Source organism: [Clostridium] cellulosi (genome assembly GCF_036762875.1).
GTDB classification, from domain to species: domain Bacteria; phylum Bacillota; class Clostridia; order Oscillospirales; family Ethanoligenentaceae; genus Ruminiclostridium_D; species Ruminiclostridium_D cellulosi.
In genome coordinates this window covers 64,340-81,146 of record NZ_JBAIZF010000020.1, presented here as the reverse complement: position 1 = coordinate 81,146, position 16,807 = coordinate 64,340, and the positions used below count along the sequence as shown (strand labels likewise).

At 36.3% G+C, this 16,807-nt stretch carries 20 protein-coding genes; 15 read left to right on the top strand and 5 right to left on the bottom strand.

Features of this window, described 5'->3' with window-relative positions; genetic code table 11:
• The first annotated feature begins 105 nt into the window (after nucleotides 1-105).
• From V6C21_RS06175 to V6C21_RS06145, 7 genes are all read left to right on the top strand, one after another.
• Complete coding sequence (locus V6C21_RS06175) at nucleotides 106-522, top strand: TIGR04086 family membrane protein (RefSeq protein WP_034835824.1); 417 nt, start codon at nucleotides 106-108, stop codon at nucleotides 520-522.
• A 94-nt stretch (nucleotides 523-616) separates the two neighbouring features.
• Nucleotides 617-754, top strand: a complete 138-nt coding sequence (scfA, locus tag V6C21_RS06170; RefSeq protein ID WP_084228740.1) for a six-cysteine ranthipeptide SCIFF — start codon at nucleotides 617-619, stop codon at nucleotides 752-754.
• A 93-nt stretch (nucleotides 755-847) separates the two neighbouring features.
• On the top strand, nucleotides 848-2,215 hold the full coding sequence (gene scfB, locus V6C21_RS06165; protein ID WP_045085489.1) for a thioether cross-link-forming SCIFF peptide maturase: 1,368 nt from the start codon (nucleotides 848-850) through the stop codon (nucleotides 2,213-2,215).
• A 159-nt stretch (nucleotides 2,216-2,374) separates the two neighbouring features.
• Nucleotides 2,375-3,175 (top strand): pyrroline-5-carboxylate reductase, encoded by an 801-nt coding sequence (gene proC / locus V6C21_RS06160; RefSeq protein WP_479268582.1) that lies wholly within the window; start codon nucleotides 2,375-2,377, stop codon nucleotides 3,173-3,175.
• A gap of 76 nt (nucleotides 3,176-3,251) precedes the next feature.
• Nucleotides 3,252-3,908 (top strand): stage II sporulation protein M, encoded by a 657-nt coding sequence (locus V6C21_RS06155; RefSeq protein WP_034835814.1) that lies wholly within the window; start codon nucleotides 3,252-3,254, stop codon nucleotides 3,906-3,908.
• A gap of 85 nt (nucleotides 3,909-3,993) precedes the next feature.
• Nucleotides 3,994-4,875, top strand: coding sequence for a site-specific tyrosine recombinase/integron integrase (gene xerA / locus V6C21_RS06150; protein ID WP_479268581.1), 882 nt, complete (start codon nucleotides 3,994-3,996; stop codon nucleotides 4,873-4,875).
• Between the two features lie 48 nt (nucleotides 4,876-4,923).
• Entirely contained in the window at nucleotides 4,924-5,742 is an 819-nt protein-coding gene (locus V6C21_RS06145; RefSeq protein WP_051492228.1) for a DUF624 domain-containing protein, read from the top strand.
• A 37-nt stretch (nucleotides 5,743-5,779) separates the two neighbouring features.
• On the opposite strand, the gene V6C21_RS06140 is transcribed toward V6C21_RS06145, so the two are convergent.
• On the bottom strand, nucleotides 5,780-6,772 hold the full coding sequence (locus V6C21_RS06140) for a tyrosine recombinase XerC (protein WP_034835808.1): 993 nt from the start codon (nucleotides 6,770-6,772) through the stop codon (nucleotides 5,780-5,782).
• Nucleotides 6,773-6,808: 36 nt separating this feature from the next.
• On the opposite strand from V6C21_RS06140, the gene V6C21_RS06135 reads away from it, so the two are divergent.
• Nucleotides 6,809-7,309 (top strand): methylated-DNA--[protein]-cysteine S-methyltransferase, encoded by a 501-nt coding sequence (locus V6C21_RS06135; protein ID WP_034835806.1) that lies wholly within the window; start codon nucleotides 6,809-6,811, stop codon nucleotides 7,307-7,309.
• Here V6C21_RS06135 and V6C21_RS06130 read toward each other — a convergent pair.
• Nucleotides 7,306-8,013, bottom strand: coding sequence for a L,D-transpeptidase family protein (locus V6C21_RS06130; RefSeq protein WP_034835803.1), 708 nt, complete (start codon nucleotides 8,011-8,013; stop codon nucleotides 7,306-7,308). The two genes, V6C21_RS06135 and V6C21_RS06130, sit on opposite strands and share 4 nt — an antisense overlap.
• 132 nt (nucleotides 8,014-8,145) lie before the next feature.
• Nucleotides 8,146-8,400 (bottom strand): hypothetical protein, encoded by a 255-nt coding sequence (locus V6C21_RS06125; RefSeq protein WP_479268580.1) that lies wholly within the window; start codon nucleotides 8,398-8,400, stop codon nucleotides 8,146-8,148.
• 4 nt (nucleotides 8,401-8,404) lie between these two features.
• Between V6C21_RS06125 and V6C21_RS06120 the strand changes: the two genes are divergently transcribed.
• From V6C21_RS06120 to radA, 3 genes are all read left to right on the top strand, one after another.
• Nucleotides 8,405-8,818, top strand: coding sequence for a hypothetical protein (locus V6C21_RS06120; RefSeq protein WP_479268579.1), 414 nt, complete (start codon nucleotides 8,405-8,407; stop codon nucleotides 8,816-8,818).
• An 89-nt stretch (nucleotides 8,819-8,907) separates the two neighbouring features.
• On the top strand, nucleotides 8,908-9,612 hold the full coding sequence (gene cwlD, locus V6C21_RS06115) for an N-acetylmuramoyl-L-alanine amidase CwlD (RefSeq protein WP_051492246.1): 705 nt from the start codon (nucleotides 8,908-8,910) through the stop codon (nucleotides 9,610-9,612).
• 20 nt (nucleotides 9,613-9,632) lie between these two features.
• On the top strand, nucleotides 9,633-11,006 hold the full coding sequence (gene radA / locus V6C21_RS06110) for a DNA repair protein RadA (protein WP_034835798.1): 1,374 nt from the start codon (nucleotides 9,633-9,635) through the stop codon (nucleotides 11,004-11,006).
• Nucleotides 11,007-11,181: 175 nt separating this feature from the next.
• Here radA and V6C21_RS06105 read toward each other — a convergent pair whose 3' ends face one another.
• Nucleotides 11,182-11,343 carry a hypothetical protein gene (locus tag V6C21_RS06105; RefSeq protein ID WP_479268578.1) on the bottom strand — a complete coding sequence of 54 codons (162 nt, stop codon included), beginning with the start codon at nucleotides 11,341-11,343 and terminating at the stop codon, nucleotides 11,182-11,184.
• Between the two features lie 156 nt (nucleotides 11,344-11,499).
• Here V6C21_RS06105 and V6C21_RS06100 point away from each other — a divergent pair, with 156 nt between their 5' ends.
• From V6C21_RS06100 to V6C21_RS06090, 3 genes are read left to right on the top strand one after another with little or no spacing between them, the layout of a single operon-like run.
• Nucleotides 11,500-12,600 carry an efflux RND transporter periplasmic adaptor subunit gene (locus V6C21_RS06100; RefSeq protein WP_479268577.1) on the top strand — a complete coding sequence of 367 codons (1,101 nt, stop codon included), beginning with the start codon at nucleotides 11,500-11,502 and terminating at the stop codon, nucleotides 12,598-12,600.
• Nucleotides 12,601-12,621: 21 nt separating this feature from the next.
• A complete protein-coding gene (locus V6C21_RS06095; RefSeq protein ID WP_034835792.1) occupies nucleotides 12,622-13,815 on the top strand; it encodes an ABC transporter permease in 1,194 nt (397 codons plus the stop codon).
• 14 nt (nucleotides 13,816-13,829) lie between these two features.
• The gene (locus V6C21_RS06090; RefSeq protein WP_034835790.1) at nucleotides 13,830-14,606 is read left to right on the top strand and encodes a DUF6873 family GME fold protein; all 777 of its coding nucleotides are present in this window, start codon (nucleotides 13,830-13,832) and stop codon (nucleotides 14,604-14,606) included.
• A gap of 83 nt (nucleotides 14,607-14,689) precedes the next feature.
• On the opposite strand, the gene V6C21_RS06085 is transcribed toward V6C21_RS06090, so the two are convergent.
• Entirely contained in the window at nucleotides 14,690-15,676 is a 987-nt protein-coding gene (locus tag V6C21_RS06085) for a spore photoproduct lyase family protein (protein ID WP_479268576.1), read from the bottom strand.
• Between the two features lie 153 nt (nucleotides 15,677-15,829).
• On the opposite strand from V6C21_RS06085, the gene V6C21_RS06080 reads away from it, so the two are divergent.
• The gene (locus tag V6C21_RS06080) at nucleotides 15,830-16,783 is read left to right on the top strand and encodes a zinc dependent phospholipase C family protein (RefSeq protein WP_479268575.1); all 954 of its coding nucleotides are present in this window, start codon (nucleotides 15,830-15,832) and stop codon (nucleotides 16,781-16,783) included.
• Nucleotides 16,784-16,807 lie beyond the last annotated feature (24 nt).

The window sequence follows — 16,807 nt, the reverse complement described above, 5'->3', positions numbered from 1 at the left end:
ATCCCCTTAAAACATCTTGTCATAGTTTCGATTTACTTTAAATATATATGAATGACAGTAAAACACTGGCTTAACAGCAAAGTTTAAGATTAAGAGGGGATTTAATTGAGAGCCGATACAACCGCGGCAAATAGCCGAAAAAACATATCGCGTGCTGCAGCAAATTTTCTTACCGGTCTTATTGTAGGAATAATTACGAGTATAATCTTACTCCTGATATTTTCTTTCATAATGACTGTACGCGATATTCCTGAAGGCGTGGTTCCGACCTTATCTGCTATTTCAGTTTCTATTGGAAGCATTGTTGGCGGATTTGTCAGTGCAAAAATGTTCGGAAAATCAGGGCTCATTGTCGGCGCTTTGATAGGGTTAGTATTATTTTTAATTATGATGCTCGCAGGCGCTGCAGTTCAGGGTAATGGTGCGAAAGTATCCGCATTAATAAAAGCGGTCGTATCCCTGGTTTCCGGTGGAATCGGCGGTGTTGTCGGCGTAAACAGTCGTAGAAGTCAAAAATTATGACTCAATAAATTGAAAATCAATATTGCTTGTGTTATAATATTGCCATCAATTAATACAGATTATTGATGTAAAAGCATTTATCGGAGGCTTAAACATGAAACACATTAAAACAATTAACAATAGGAATCTCAAAGCCACTGCCGCTAAAGGCGGATGCGGAGAATGTCAGGCTTCGTGCCAATCAGCCTGCAAGACTTCTTGTACGGTAGCTAATCAGAAATGCGAAAAGTAACTCTTCAAATTAATTCATAATTCAGGGACGTTAAGCGTCCCTGAATTTTTACGCTTAAAAATACTGTCGTGGATAATATAAAGGAGCAACTTTATGCTACATAGATTTTCCCTTAATGGATATAATATTGTGCTGGATGTATGCACAGGCGTTGTTCATGTCTTAGACGATATTTCTTATGAATTGTCTGCTTTTGCCGATGAGAATATGACAAATGAGCTTCCCAAAGAAGCCTTTGATAAACTTTCAAATACTTATACTGAAAGTGAACTTAAAGAAGCATGGTCTGAGCTTTATGAATTACATAAAGATGGGGTATTCTGCTCAAAAGACGACATTAAGCAATTCGCAGGTGATACTTCCAAAGCTCCGATAAAATCAATGTGCTTAAATGTTGCGCATGACTGCAACCTTCGTTGCAAATATTGCTTTGCGTCAACCGGTGACTTTGGCGGCGGAAGAAAACTTATGCCGTTTGAGGTCGGAAAAGCAGCCCTTGATTTTATTGTAAAGAATTCTGGATCAAGGCATAATCTTGAGGTTGATTTCTTTGGCGGAGAGCCGTTAATGAATTTTGACGTTGTAAAGCGATTAGTCGAATACGGCAGAAAGTTAGAGAAAGAGTATAATAAGCATTTTAGATTTACGATAACAACAAACGGCGTATTGCTTGACGACGAGAAAATTGATTTCATAAACCGCGAAATGAAGAACGTCGTACTGTCGATCGACGGGCGTCGTGAAGTTAATGATAAAATGCGCCCTCATGCAGACGGAAGGGGCAGTTACGACGAGATAATCGGCAAGTATAAAAAACTCGTCGAACGCAGAAACGGGGGAGAATATTATGTGCGCGGCACATTTACCCATCAGAACCTCGATTTCGCTTCGGACGTCCTTCATCTCGCAGACGAGGGGTTTGACCAGATTTCTGTAGAACCTGTTGTTTGTGATGAAAATTCACCTTATGCCATAAAAAAAGAAGATTTGCCGCAGATCTTCAAAGAGTATGAAAAGCTTGCAATAGCGTATCTTGAACGCAGAAAGAAAGGGAAGGGCTTTAACTTCTTCCACTTTATGATTGATTTAAACGAAGGCCCGTGTATTCTTAAACTGCTTAAGGGCTGTGGTTGCGGCAATGAATATATTGCTGTAACGCCTGACGGTGATATCTATCCTTGTCACCAGTTTGTTGGCCAAAAAGGTTTCAAGATGGGCAATGTACTGGATCAAAACGGCAGCTTTGACAACGATTTAAAGACAACATTCTCTAAGACGAACATTTTTACAAAGAAAAAATGTTCTGAATGTTGGGCAAGGTTTTTCTGTTCCGGTGGCTGCAATGCCAATAACCAGCTTTATAACGGAGATATGTTGATGCCTTTGGAGATTTCCTGCGAATTGGAAAAGAAAAGGCTCGAATGTGCCCTTATGATAAAAGCTGCTCTTGCTGATAATTAACATCGTAGTTTTGTCATATTAACTTTAATTATGTCGTAATGTTTGTGAATTTGTCACAATTTTAGATAAATATGCCTCCATTTATTGATTAGAAAAGCAAAAAGTATTATCATATTTTTTGAGTATCCGCGTTTTTTATCTTATTTGGCAGGTGATAGTGTGGCTGATAAAATATGTTTCATTGGCGCTGGAAATATGGCTGGTGCGATAATTGAAGGCATACTTTCCAAAAAGGTTTGTGAAGCATCAGATATCGGAGTAATTGATATAAGCCGTGAAAAATGCAAAAAATTTGCCAAACGTGGAATTAATGTATATGACACCTATGAAGCTGCTGCAAAAAACAGCGATATTATTTTTCTGTCTGTAAAACCGCAGAATTATGATGAAGTCCTTGATGCTCTCCGCGGATACACCGATGGCAAAATAATAGTCAGTATTGCCGCAGGAATATCTACAAAATTTATAAAATCCAAATTGGGCAAGGACAGCCTTGTCGTACGCGCAATGCCGAACACTCCGCTGCTTCTCGGATGTGGTGCGACGGCGCTTTGCCATGTAGCGCCTGTAACGGATCAGCAATTTGATAAAGTAAAGAGGATATTTGAAGCGGGCGGCAGTGTTGATATTCTGCCGGAAGATAAAATGAATGCTGTTATCTCGGTCAATAGCAGCAGCCCTGCTTATGTTTACCTTTTTGCAAAGGCAGTAATCGACGGCGCTGTCAAGCAGGGAATTGATTACGATACTGCAAAAGGTCTTATTGCAAAAACACTTGAAGGCTCAGCTAAGATGATAATGTCTTCCGGTTATTCGCCGGATGAGCTAATTAAAATGGTCTCTTCGCCGGGTGGCACAACTCTGAAGGCTCTTGAAGCCCTTTATGAGCATGATTTCGAGGGCGCGATAATTGATGCAATGCAGCGCTGTACTAAACGGGCGGAGGAACTCGGCAAATAGACAAAACCCTTAGGTTATAAGAAAAACTCCTTTTGCATATAAATTTCAAAAAGATATGCAAAAGGAGGTCAAGCCCTTGGAACGTAATAGAACACGGATTAAAGAACATTCAAGACAAAATACGCAGCTTTCTAAAAATGTAAAACGAGCTCTGCTTAGGCAGTATTTGCTGTTTATGGTTCTTGTATTAGCCGGTATTTTAACGGGTTCTATATACATCAATTCGGCCGGTGTAACAAAGTCGGCACTTGAAGGTACCGGTTTTTTTATGCAGGATTTAGTTTCATCAGAAGCCGCGTCAAAAGGATTTTTGTCTCTTGCTGTTTGTTCATTTTTTCCTTCTGCCGCGCTTATATGTATATCTTACTTGTTAGGTCTCTGTGCTGTCGGATTTCCCTTTGAATTTGTAATACCGATTCTGTATGGAACATTTACTGGCGCATCAATGGCTTCTATATATATAAGATTTGGAGCAAAGGGCCTTCTTATATGTTTGCTGTTTATTCTACCTCAGGCATTAATTACAGTGCTTGCAATAATTGTTGCAAGCAGGGAAGGTTTCAAATTTTCAAAGCAGATATCACATGTGGTTTTGCGTGGGGTGCAAAAGAACCTCACTATTATGTTTCGGACATATTGTTTTAAATATGCGATATGTTTTGTATTAGCTGCCATTGCCTCAATAATTCAAGCTTTATCCATAATACTTTTTTCTAAAATATTTCTTTCTTAATATAGACTGCAGCTTTACTTCTTTTGCGCGGATTTGATTTCATTTAAAGAGCATTCTTATGGAAACAGAAGGGAAATGAAATTAAGTGGTCGATTATTTAACAGGATTTATTGTCTATTTAGAGACTACAAAATCAGCGTCAGCCAATACGATTGACGCTTATAAACGTGATATATCGCAATATTTAGATTATGTTATAAATATTAAAAAGAAAAATCTCTCCGATATTTCCACTTCTGATGTTTTAGACTTTATTGAATTATTGCAAAAGAAAGGAAAATCGGAGTCGACGATAGTACGCTGTGCTGCATCCGTAAGGTGCTTTTATAAGTATCTTATTGCGATAGGAGAAGCACATCAAAATCCCGCGTTAGGGCTAATGCTTTCACATGAAAAGAAACGTTTACCGGAAATACTAACAAGTGAAGAGGTTGATTTACTGCTCAGCCAACCTTCATGCGAGGATTTTAAAGGCTGTCGTGACAAAGCTATGCTTGAGCTCTTATATGCTACGGGTATAAGAGTGTCAGAGTTGGTTTCGCTTAATATAAGTGATATAAACCTTGAATTGGGCATACTTTATTGCCGAGGCGAATATAAAAGTAGAATAATTCCCGTATATAAAGACGCGATTGATGCAGTAATGAATTACCTCGTTTTATTGGGCAATGAATATCAATTAGACGGCAATCGCGCACTTTTTGTCAATCATAACGGCGGAAGATTGTCCAGACAAGGTTTTTGGAAAATAATAAAGCAATATGCGAAACAAGCGGGGATAAATAAAACGATAACGCCTCACACCTTGAGGCACTCGTTTGCCGCTCATTTGCTTGAAAATGGAGCTGATTTGAAGTCAATTAAAGAAATGCTCGGTCATGCCGATATTTCTTCAACACAAGTGTATACACAGATTGTAAGCAACCATTTCAGAGAAGTTTATAATAAATGTCACCCAAGAGCATGATTTTATGATATAATAATTAAAGAAATTTAAATAAAGTAGGAGTAGTAAATGGGTTTTTTAGGTTTCGGAAACTATGCTAAACCTGGACGGGGCGTCAGCAAGGATGAGCCAAAGAAGAAAAGCTTCTTTCTGTTTTTTGAACTTTACTTCAGGAAATTTTGGAAACTTATCGAAGTAAATATGCTTTACTTCGTTTTATGCATACCTTTTTTTATCCCGTTCATTTTGGTAAACACGTATTTCCCTAATCCAGTTTTATATTATATTTCAATGATACCATTTATAGGTATTGCAGTTGTCACCTCTGGTTTTACTTATGTACTGCGTAACTTTGCGCGTGAAATGCCTGTATTTATTTGGGCTGATTTCATTGACACGATGAAAAAGAACTGGAAACAGTCCTTGATAATCGGTACGATTGATTTCGTTGCATTCTTTATCATAAGCTTTTCACTTAATTTCTACTATCAACAGATATCAACAAACAATATATTTTCTATTCCCTTTGTTTTAAGTATCCTGTTTACTGTAATATTTGTTTTTATGCAGTATTACATTTTCCCAATGCTCATAACATTTTATCTTAACATTAGGCAAATTTTAAAAAATGCTTTTATTTTTGCTTTTGCAGGTTTAGGTTACAACATTGTCATAACATTCTTTTGCGGTTTGTTGGCATTAGTCGTTTATTTATTTAGTCCGTTGACGTTGTTCCTGATCCCGTTTCTTATACTGAGTACATTTGGTTTTATAATCGTATTTAATTCATGGCATGTAATTGATAAATACATGATGCCAAAGGATGAGGATTCAGATAATGAAGATGATGAAGATATCATCTTTAAAGATAGAGGCCGCGAAAGATAATAAAAAATTCCATGTGTAAACACACATGGAATTTTTGTTATTCAGTCTTATCTTTCTCTTTATTGAATTTTACATTGGCAAGGGGAGAACTTTCCACGGCGTGTTTTGCCTGAGTGCTTGACAGGTGAGTATATATTTCCGTTGTAGACAGGCTTTCATGGCCGAGAATTTCTTTAAGGACACGGATATCAACGCCGCCTTGCTGGTACATAAGAGTTGCTGCAGTATGGCGCAGCTTATGTACAGAATAACCTTTTCCACTGAGCCCAGCTTGATCAAGAAACCGATAAACGATCCACTGAACAGTTTTCGGACTAATCCTTTTGCCAAGTCTGCTGATAAAAAATGCATCTTTATCTTTTACGTTATTATAAGGTCTTACTTTTTTATATCTGTTAATAGCATCAATGCAAGCTTTATTAAGGTAAATATTTCGCTCCTTATTTCCTTTTCCAGTAACCTTTATATAATCCTTATGTATATCTCCAAAATTTATCCCTACAAGTTCAGACAACCGCAAAGCGCAGTTCAAAAATAAAGTGATTATGCAGTAATTTCTTTCTTTGTATTCGCCATCAATACCTTCGAGGACCTTTAGACTCTCTTCAAGCGAAAGGTACTTGGGCAGTGATTTTTTCTTTTTCGGCGTTTCAAGATTAATTGTCGGATTTTCTTTTACAATTCCAACCTTATCACAGGCGTATTTGTAAAATGTTTTAAGGCTTGAAACCTTCCGCGCCCTTGTCGAAGCGTTGTTATGACGCTCATTTTGTATATATATCAGATACTCATAGATATCTCCAAGTGTAACGGAAGCAATAGTCTCAACATCTACATCGTCTACAGTTATATCTTCAAAGTCTACTTTACTATCAACAAGACCGCGTTTTCGTTTTATGAAGCGAAAAAAGGTTCTTAGATCCAATGCATATTCGTTAACAGTTCTTGGTGATTTTCCTCTTATTGTTTCCATATACACGAGGAAATCTTTAACTGTTTTGCACGATGCATTATATAAACGTATATCCATTTATTTTTCTAACCCCTTATTTAAGGAGAAATTGTTATGAAACTTTATATGAAAACGTTTAAAACAGATATAACTGATTTTCAAGTCATATGTACTGACAATTATATTATAAATCTTTCATTTGGAATTGGCAATTCTGACTTATGGCTGAAACAGAATATTAAAAACTATGAGCTCTGTGGTTCAAATAATTTGTGCGAGGCATGTGAAAGAGAAATAAGAAGTTATCTTGCCGGCAAACTTAAAAAATTTACTGTTCCAATTAAAATTTATGCTACACTTTTTCAGCAGAAAATATATAACGCTCTAAAAACAGTGCCGTATGGCACCACTGTTACTTATGGTCAACTGACATCTATGGCAGGGGTAAAAGGAGCGCGTGCTGTTGGCGGAGCTGTTTCAAGAAATCCAATACCGATTATAGTACCATGTCATAGAGTTATCCGCTCTGACGGGATGATAGGAGGATTTTGCGGTAAAAGTAATCTTATAAGTTTAAAGCAGCGCTTGCTTGAAATTGAAGGGATAGCATTTTAATCCATCATTATGAACCCTAAAGCGTTTAGAGTTTTCATATCGATGTTGTCGGATATTGGCAGCCCATGGTCGCGCTGAAATCTATGAACCGCGCGTTTAAAGTATTCAGATTCATATATGCCATCACAATAACTGTCATAATACCCTAACTTTTTTAAACGCTGCTGGACCACCTGAACGTCGCGTCCATACATATACGGGGTTATTACTCTAAATCCCTTTCCAAAGGCGCCATAACATCCTCCGGTAACAGAAACAACCGTTCCTATCGGAACAAGGTTATATAACTCTTCAACGTCTTTATTATACATCCGAAAACATCCGTGGGACGCTTCGCTGCCTATTGTCGACGGCATTGTTGTACCGTGTATGCCGTAATTTCCCCAGCTACAATTAATGCCCATCCAATAACCGCCAAAACCTTCACCCCATTTTTCTTTTCTATTAATCTTGAAACTTCCGATTGGGGAAGGGGTAGACGGAGCTCCAACGGCACAAGGGTACTTTTTATAAAGCTTTCCGTTGTTTAATAAATATAGCTTCTTTTCTTCCAAGTCAATTAATATTGAATAATGGTTCTTTGGGACAGGCGATTTGGTCATTGAAGTTATATAAAGTGAGAGTGTTCGGGAAAACAGAAGTATTGTTGCCGATATAAGCGTAAAAACAAGTACATAAAATGCAATATTATTAAGTTTGCTCATATTGGCCCCCTAAAAACTTTTATATCGTTAAAGAATATGTTTTAAAAATTATTTTTACTATTACTATGTGCTAAAGTTTGAAAGTTTCATTGTCAATTGAAAGGGTTTGTACTATAATTATTTGAAAGACGACTAAGTTTGAGGTGGAATGATGTTAAAAAAAACAACATTTAAGCTTTCGCTTTCAATATTAGGGTCATTTGTAGTTGGTTTTATTTTATCATTTTTTATAATTATTTCATTGGCTCCCCTTGGTGCAACACCGTCTTCGAAATCTTCCTCAGCACCGACATCTTCATCGTCGAATTCAGTTTCATATTTTGAAAATGAGGCAACAGAGGGCGGACTTGTTGCTACTACGGGCGGAAGAATATTCTTAGCGGCCATTGCTATGTTGATAACAGAAGGGGCTATTTACAGCTCTGCGTGGAGAGAAGGCAACAGAGACCCTAACAGAGTAAAATATGGACATATGAAAAAGTTCATGGCCAAAGGTTTTGTTGCAGGTTTATTATCAATCATACCTAATGTAATTTTAACTATTTTGGTGTTAGCCACAGCGGATTTAAATAATATCTTTAGCAATGTTGTTAATGTCATATATCATATTGTAAATATTCAATTTATTATTCTCGGGGACGGATATATGAAAATCCCCATTGCTTGTTTCGCTGTTTTACTCATAATACCGCTTTTTTCAGGATTAGGATATATCAGCGGATGGTATCATTTTGCGATACTTCCAAAACTGATTTATAAAAAGAATAAACCGGCTCCCAAGTCTCAGTCTAAGAAAAATATGTAAACATAACTCGTTATACTTTGGCCACCTTTCGCATAATGTTTTCGAGGGGTGGTCTTTTGAAAATCCGCATTATCAAAACGCCCGCAGCAATGTTAAAACTTAGAATTGGATTGATTGTTGCATTTGTTGGAGTTTGTTTGATAGCAGCAGGAGTTATTTCCATTGACCAAGTAAAGAATGTATTTGCAGCCAACAATATAGAAAAGCAAAAGAATACTATAATAATTGATCCAGGCCATGGAGGGGTTGATGGGGGAGCAGTAGGATATAACGATATTGTCGAAAAGGATATTAATCTTTCGATATCCCTTAAACTGCGGACCCTCTTTGAAGCATCCGGTTTTAATGTAGTGATGACCAGGGAAGATGACCGTTCTATACATGATAAGGACAGCAAAACAATCAGGGAAAAAAAGGTTTCAGACATACATAACCGTTCCAAATTGCTTGAGAAATACCCGGATGCTATATTTTTAAGTATCCATCAGAATATGTATACTGAATCAAAGTATTCAGGAACGCAGGTATTTTATTCAAAAAACAATGAAGACAGCAAGATACTTGCTTCACTTATACAGTCGAATGTAAAAGAGTTGCTTCAGCCCGAAAATGAAAGGGTAATCAAGCCGGCAGGAAAGGATTTATATATTCTATATCACGCAAAAATACCGGCAGTTATGGTAGAATGCGGTTTCTTATCAAATCCGGATGAAGCAAAAAAATTAAACAGTAGTGAATATCAATATAAAATGGCTTTTGCAATTTATTGCGGAACATTAGATTATTGTTCTTAGCCAGAAACGGAAGTGTAATAGTGGCAAATAAAGCTAAAACAATGTTTGTATGCTCACAATGTGGGTTTCAGTCTCCCAAATGGGCCGGAAAATGCCCTGAATGCGGTGAATGGAATTCCATGACTGAAGAAATTGTTCAGCCAGAGCGCGTTTCAGTCAAAAATATTGAACGAAAAGCAGCGGTTGGACGGCCTATAACACTGAATTCATTATCTTATGAAACTGAAAAGCGTATAACATCGGGGATAAAAGAACTTGACAGGGTGCTCGGTGGAGGAATTGTAGAAGGCTCATTGATACTGTTAAGCGGTGACCCCGGAATAGGAAAGTCTACATTACTGCTTCAGGTATGCCGTTCTATTGGCGAAGATAAAAAAATATTATACATAACCGGCGAGGAGTCTGTAAGGCAAATAAAACTGCGTGCAGAAAGGCTGGGTGTTACAAATCCGAATCTTTTGCTGCTTGCTGAAACTGACATAGATATTGTGTCAAATACAATAGTTGACCAGTCTCCTGATATTGCTATTGTTGACTCTATTCAAACGATGTATAAAGATGAATTATCATCTTCGCCGGGAAGCGTAAGTCAGGTACGAGAATGCACACAGGAGCTAATGTCAGTTATCAAGGCAAGCAAGACTGCGCTGTTTATTGTGGGTCATGTAAATAAAGAGGGCGCTGTTGCCGGCCCAAAGGTGCTGGAACATATAGTTGATACTGTACTTTATTTTGAGGGCGAAAGAAACATGCCTTTCCGCATATTAAGGGCTGCAAAAAATAGGTTTGGCTCAACTAATGAGATTGGCGTGTTTGAAATGGCCGACGATGGCTTGCGGGAAGTTGATAATCCATCAATGCTGCTTTTGTCGGGCAGACCTGTAAATGTATCGGGAACTTGCGTGGCTTGCATTATGGAAGGTTCACGTCCAGTCTTGGCGGAAGTGCAGGCTCTCGTGTCAAAAACCGGATTTGGTACGCCGCGTAGAATGTCAGCAGGGTTTGATTATAACAGAATGGCAGTGCTTCTTGCTGTTCTTGAAAAAAGGGCAGGGTACTATTTTTCAAATTTGGACGCTTATATAAACGTAGTTGGCGGGCTTAAACTTGATGAACCTGCCGCTGATTTAGCTGTTTCGATTTCGCTAATTTCAAGTTTAAAAGATAAGCCGATCGATTCAAAAACAGCAGCTTTTGGAGAAGTTGGACTTGCAGGTGAACTGCGTGCTGTAAACAGGGCTGACATCAGAATTTCTGAAATTGCGAGATTAGGCTTTGAACGAGTTGTTATTCCATATCAGAATATGAGGACATTAAAACAAAAAGACTTTGGCTTAGAGATTATTCCAGTTAAGACCGTCAGGCAAGCTTATGAAGCAATTTCAGCAGAATGATGTTGTTCATCACTTGGCATAATAACATAGATATTACGTAGCCTTATGCCGATATTAGATCGGCATAAGGCTTATTTTTTTAATAATATTGTATCTACTTTCAAAATTTTATAAAACAAAGGCCTGTATCCGACGCAGAATTTATATGCGATCTGATACAGCCCCATATTTAACATTAATATTTCATAGAATAACCTTCGTTTTTCCGTTCAGATGAGGAAACATAGAATAGACATCCGTCTTTTTTTCTGACATTTGTAATTTCTGAAGCTTTTTCAAGATTGCAATATCCGTCTTTTTGATATTTGCAGTCGCAGGAGCAATGCACAAAACTCAATTAAACCCCTCCACTGCGTTATATAGTGTAGTTACAAATATTGTATCATATAAAATAGTAAATATTCTTGGATTAATTTTCATATAGCCCTAATAATATTAAACTGTTTAGTTAAAATAATACTGTTCAGGAGTAAAGTTCTAAGAGGTGATATTATTGAAAAAGTATATATGCTTATTTGCTGTTACAGCGCTGTTAATTGTTGGCTCAATTTTTATACCTATAGGTATAAAAAATTCATATAAATCGGTAAAGGCAATAAAAATCATGAATACAAGCGTAATTTCTACAGTTAATTGTTCTGGAACTGTAGAAGCTCTTGTTAAAAGGGAGATTGCGCTGCCATACCAAGTTAAAATCAATCAAAACCTTTTTAATATAGGAGACAGGGTAGAGAAGGGGAGTATACTTTTTGATATCGATGAGACTGTAACTAAGGAAGCAAATGCCACAAATAGTGTAACATTTTCAAAGCCTGAAACTAATGCGCAGATGTCAAGCAGCGATGCTTTAAATGCACTTCAGCAAGCACTGAATTCTGGCATAATTACAAATGACACATACAATAGTTTGACTGATAAAATTAAAAATAATTCAGAAAGTTATGAAACTGATACTGTCAGCAATAGTTTCATAAACAACGAAGAAAAAGAGAATGTAATAAAAACAATTGAAGAATGTATAAAAGCACCTATATCAGGAGTAATTACAAGTATTGCAGACGGAGCCGGAGGTATAATACCGGCCGGTACAGTAGTTGCTACGATTTCCGACCTTAACAGCCTTCAAATTAAGGCAATGGTTGATGAAAATAATATTAAAAATGTAAAAGTGGGGCAAACTGCTATAATAACAGGCTCAGGGTTTACAGAAACATATTACGGTACGGTAAAGCAAATATACCCTGTGGTAGAAAAAGTGACAACTGATAATAGTACGAAAAACATGGTTGGCATAATTGTTTCTATAAACAAGAAAAATTGCAATTTGATGCCTGGAGCCTCGGTAGACTTGGCGATCAAAACCTCTGAAAAAAGCAATGTTGTAAAAGTGCCATATTCAGCTTTAAGACAGGATGATAGCGGCAATGAGTATGTCTTTATTTTTAAAAATGGAACAGCGGAAAAGAGGATAGTGAAAACAGGCAGTGAAGACGATAGTGGAATAGAGATAATTAATGGTATTAAATCTGGCGAAATTGTTATTGATGATTCTCCTGATAATTTAAAAAACGGTGATCTTGTTAGAATAAGCTGAAAAGGGCAGGGGGGACGGCCGGTGCATGAGTTTTTTATCTGTGCGTGGCGTAATCTTGGACGCAAAAAATTCAGAAGTATAATTACAATCAGCGGCATTGTCATTGGCGTAGCGTCGGTGATAATAATAAGCGCAATCGGAAATAGCGCAAAAAATTCTGTAACAGCTCAGCTTGACAATCTTGGAATCAACGGAATAAATATTTCGCAGCAAAAAGAAAATATGTATGATACTAACGCAATGCTATCCGACGAAGACTTAAAAATTTGCAAGAAAATAAAAGGCGTAAAGAATGCAATGCCGCTTATTATGCAGGCTGGCAATGCAGTTCTCAGAGGACAGCAGAAAAACGCATTGTTATGGGGCGTTGACAGCAGTGCAGAAGATATGATTTCTCTCAAAATATCATACGGGAAAATGTTTTCTAAGTCTCAAGTAGAATCACATGCGAAAGTCTGTCTTATCGATGACACTTTTGCGAGAGAAATTTATAAAAGACCGAATATTACAGGAAAAGAAGTATCTCTCTTTTTAGGCAATGAATATGAAACATTTAAGATATGCGGTATTGTTGAGTCCGGCAGCAGTTTGCTGTATAATTTTGTAGGGGAATATATGCCTACTTTTGTCTATTTGCCTTATACGACGGCAGAAGATTTGCGCCTCAGAGATGGTTATGACCAAATAATGATAAAAGGAACCGACAACGAGGACATAGAAAATACGGGAAATAGTATTGTGACTGCATTATCCAATTTTCATGGCGGCAACACATATACATTTTCTAATATGCTAAAACAAAAAGAGCATATGTCTAATATTCTCAGTATTTTGACGCTTGTTGTATCCGCATTCGGAGGAATCTCGATTATCGTTGCAGGCCTTGGCATTATGACAGTTTTATTATTTTCTATAAATGAAAGAACCAAAGAGATTGGAATTAAGAAAGCAATCGGAGCGAAAAAAATCTATATATTGTTCGAATTTTTGTTTGAAGCATTATCAATCTCGATAATCGGAGCAGTCATTGGGGTTTTGCTTGGTTCAACAATCTCACTTATCATTTCAAAGGCAATAAATCTAAAGTTTTGTTTAAAAGCATCTTCGATTATTTATTCAATAATATTTGCGTTATTAACGGGTGTAGTATTTGGTGTATACCCAGCTTATAAGGCGGCAAATCTAAAACCTGTAGACGCCTTGCGTCATGAATAGGAGAGACAGCTTGTTTGAAATTCGTAAACAGTCCAAATTTGCCAAAAAGTAAAGTTAAAGCGGTTTTAATATCAGCCGATGCAGGCCAAGCGGTCTTAGACGACTTAAAAAGGTTTGGAATTGAGCCAATTACGGTAAATCCATGCCCAGATATTCAGCCACAGGTATCGGCACATCCGGATATGCTTTTTCACCATGTTGGTAATAACAAAATTGTTTACTATAATTCAGACAGCAATCGGGACGTTTATGAGCGTTTAAAAGAGTTAGGCTTTGAGTTAATACCAATAAGTAAAAAACTTGCGAAAGAATATCCTGAGGATATAGCTTTAAATGCAGCCAGAATTGGTAATTATATTTTTTGCAAAATGGGTAATACGGCAACAGAATTATTAGATTATTATAATTTAGATTATTATAATAATGAGAATATAAAAATTATAGATATAAAACAAGGATATGCAAAATGTTCTGTCTGCGTAGTAAGTGAGAATGCAATAATTACAGCGGATAAAAGTATAGCCAAAGCGGCCATGAATGTTGGGATAGATGTGCTGCTTATAAAAGAAGGGTTTATAAAGCTGAACGGTTATAATTATGGTTTTATAGGAGGCTGCTGCGGAAAACTTAGCGAAAACATTTTAGCGTTCTGCGGGAATATAAAAAAGCATCCTGAATATAATCGTATTCAGGATTTTTTAAAAGAACATAATGTTTCAATTATTATTCTTGATGAAAAGTCAGAATTGCACGATATAGGCTCCATAATACCTTTAATTGAGCAGAAATAGGGATAATTGAAATTTTATCTTCCCAATTATACAAAATATCTATTTTGTATAATTGGGAAGAATTAAGCAATCATAAGGAGCGCTTAAACGACATATAATAATTCAGCGCTTTTAAATCTTCTCTCAATTTCGCTTTTAAAAAATTCTCTTGCTTCATTTATTTTGTCTTTTTCATAAACATACTTACCATATCCGAATTGCCCCATTTTAAATTTTCTTTTGGAATCCTCCATATCAAGCTTTGTTTCCGGAAAGATATTTGTAATAACGCCTTTTGCTCTGCTGGTATAACGATGAGTCACAACTTCAAATGTTCTTATATTATCGCCTAATTTATCTTTTATTTTATCTAAAAGTAGTTTATAATCGTTTTGCCAGGAATCATTCAAAAAAACTGGTGCTAACATTATTCCAACATTATAACCGGCATCAATTGTTTTTTGTGCTGCTATAATTCTTCTTTCGAGGCTCGGTGTCGCGTGTTCAAATTCTTTTATCGCATTTTCTGTATTTAAGCTAAAACGAAAATCTGTGTGCCCATTGTGCCTCGCGTTAAGTATTGATGTTTCTGGTTCAAACTTTGTACATATGCGTAGTTTTCCATTTGGCATATCTGCAAAATTTTCAATCATTTTTGAGACAATGCCCGTAGGCTCCTCAAACGGCAAAGGATCAGATGAAGCTGATAATTCAAATGATGTTATTGAATTTGGATTAATATAATTTTGTATAATTGTTAAAATATTATCAATGTTGATGTTGATTTTTACATATGGTTTTTCGCCCATTCTCGTTATTAGATAACAATATTCGCACATTCCAGGACAGCCTGTGAGTATTGGCAATTGATAATTAGCGGAGGGTTTGCATGTTTCAAAACGAGATAGATTGCGGGAACCTATTATTAGTGTCCTCTTCCCTTCCCTGAATTGCTCATATCCGCATTCCGTTCTTGCTTTTATTTTTCCTATTTGGGGATTAAGTCCTTTTGATGAAAGAGAGTTAAAAAAAGCACGTCCATATTCTGTTTTTAGAGCGGACGGTTCAAATATAAACTTTTGAAAATACATTGTTATCTCCTATTATAATAATTACGTTATTTTTATGTTAGTATCTGAAGCCTGCAGTATTTTATGTGTATGGACAATTATTTACAAATTTATGTTTAATTAGAGTCAATGGTGTGCTATTATATCTATAAGAAGGAGGATTTAGAGGAAAATATGCCGGATTTTACGACACATTACCTTTTTGGTGAATATATTAAAGAGAAAGTAGATAATAAAATTAAATATAAAATTGACGCATATCCTCAAGAATTTAATTGGGGCTTGCAGGGTCCGGATTTTCTTTTTTATTCAAAGTTTTATCGCGATACAGGCAAAACTGCGAGATGTGGTTCTGCATTACATCGTGTTGATCCCGAATTGTTGTTTTCTGCTATTTCTGAATATCTTATTGAATCACAGTCAGAAGAATGCTATCCACAACTGCTTAGTTACTTTTATGGCTTCATTTGTCATTACATACTCGATTCAACTATTCATCCATATGTTTATTATTTGATATATGAAATTGACGAACAAATTTTAAAATCGCATCATATTCTAATTGAAAATGAAATCGGTAGTCTTATGCTGAAGCATATGGGTCGAAGTATAAACGATTTTGAATTAAGCGATTATTATGAGCCTAACGGCAACTTTGTTGAACCTATTGCTAACCTATACGTATTTTTAATTAAAAAACTTTTTGATAAAACAGTAAATGAAAGAGAAATAAAAAGCGGGTTTTCAATATGTTTATCCGTTAACCGGCTTGCATACTTATTGCAAAGATCCGATTATGACAGCAAGGCAAAACAAGCATTGATTCAAAGTGCCATGACGCTTGTAAAAAAATCCGAATTATTGAGCAGTTTTATTAAAAAAGATCATATAACACGCGATACTCTCAATCTCAAACACAAAGAATGGTTTAATATTAATTATCCTGATGATATATTTACATATTCAATACCTGATTTATTTGAAAACGCAAGAAAAGAAGTATTAAACGTCTATGACAAATGCAATGAAATGTTAAAATCTAAAAACTATACTTCTTTCGGTTTTTATAAAACTTTTGATTATGGTGAGCCGATAGAAAGCAGAGAAAAATTAAAGGACAGAGCTTAAAGCTCTGTCCTTTATTGCGATTGT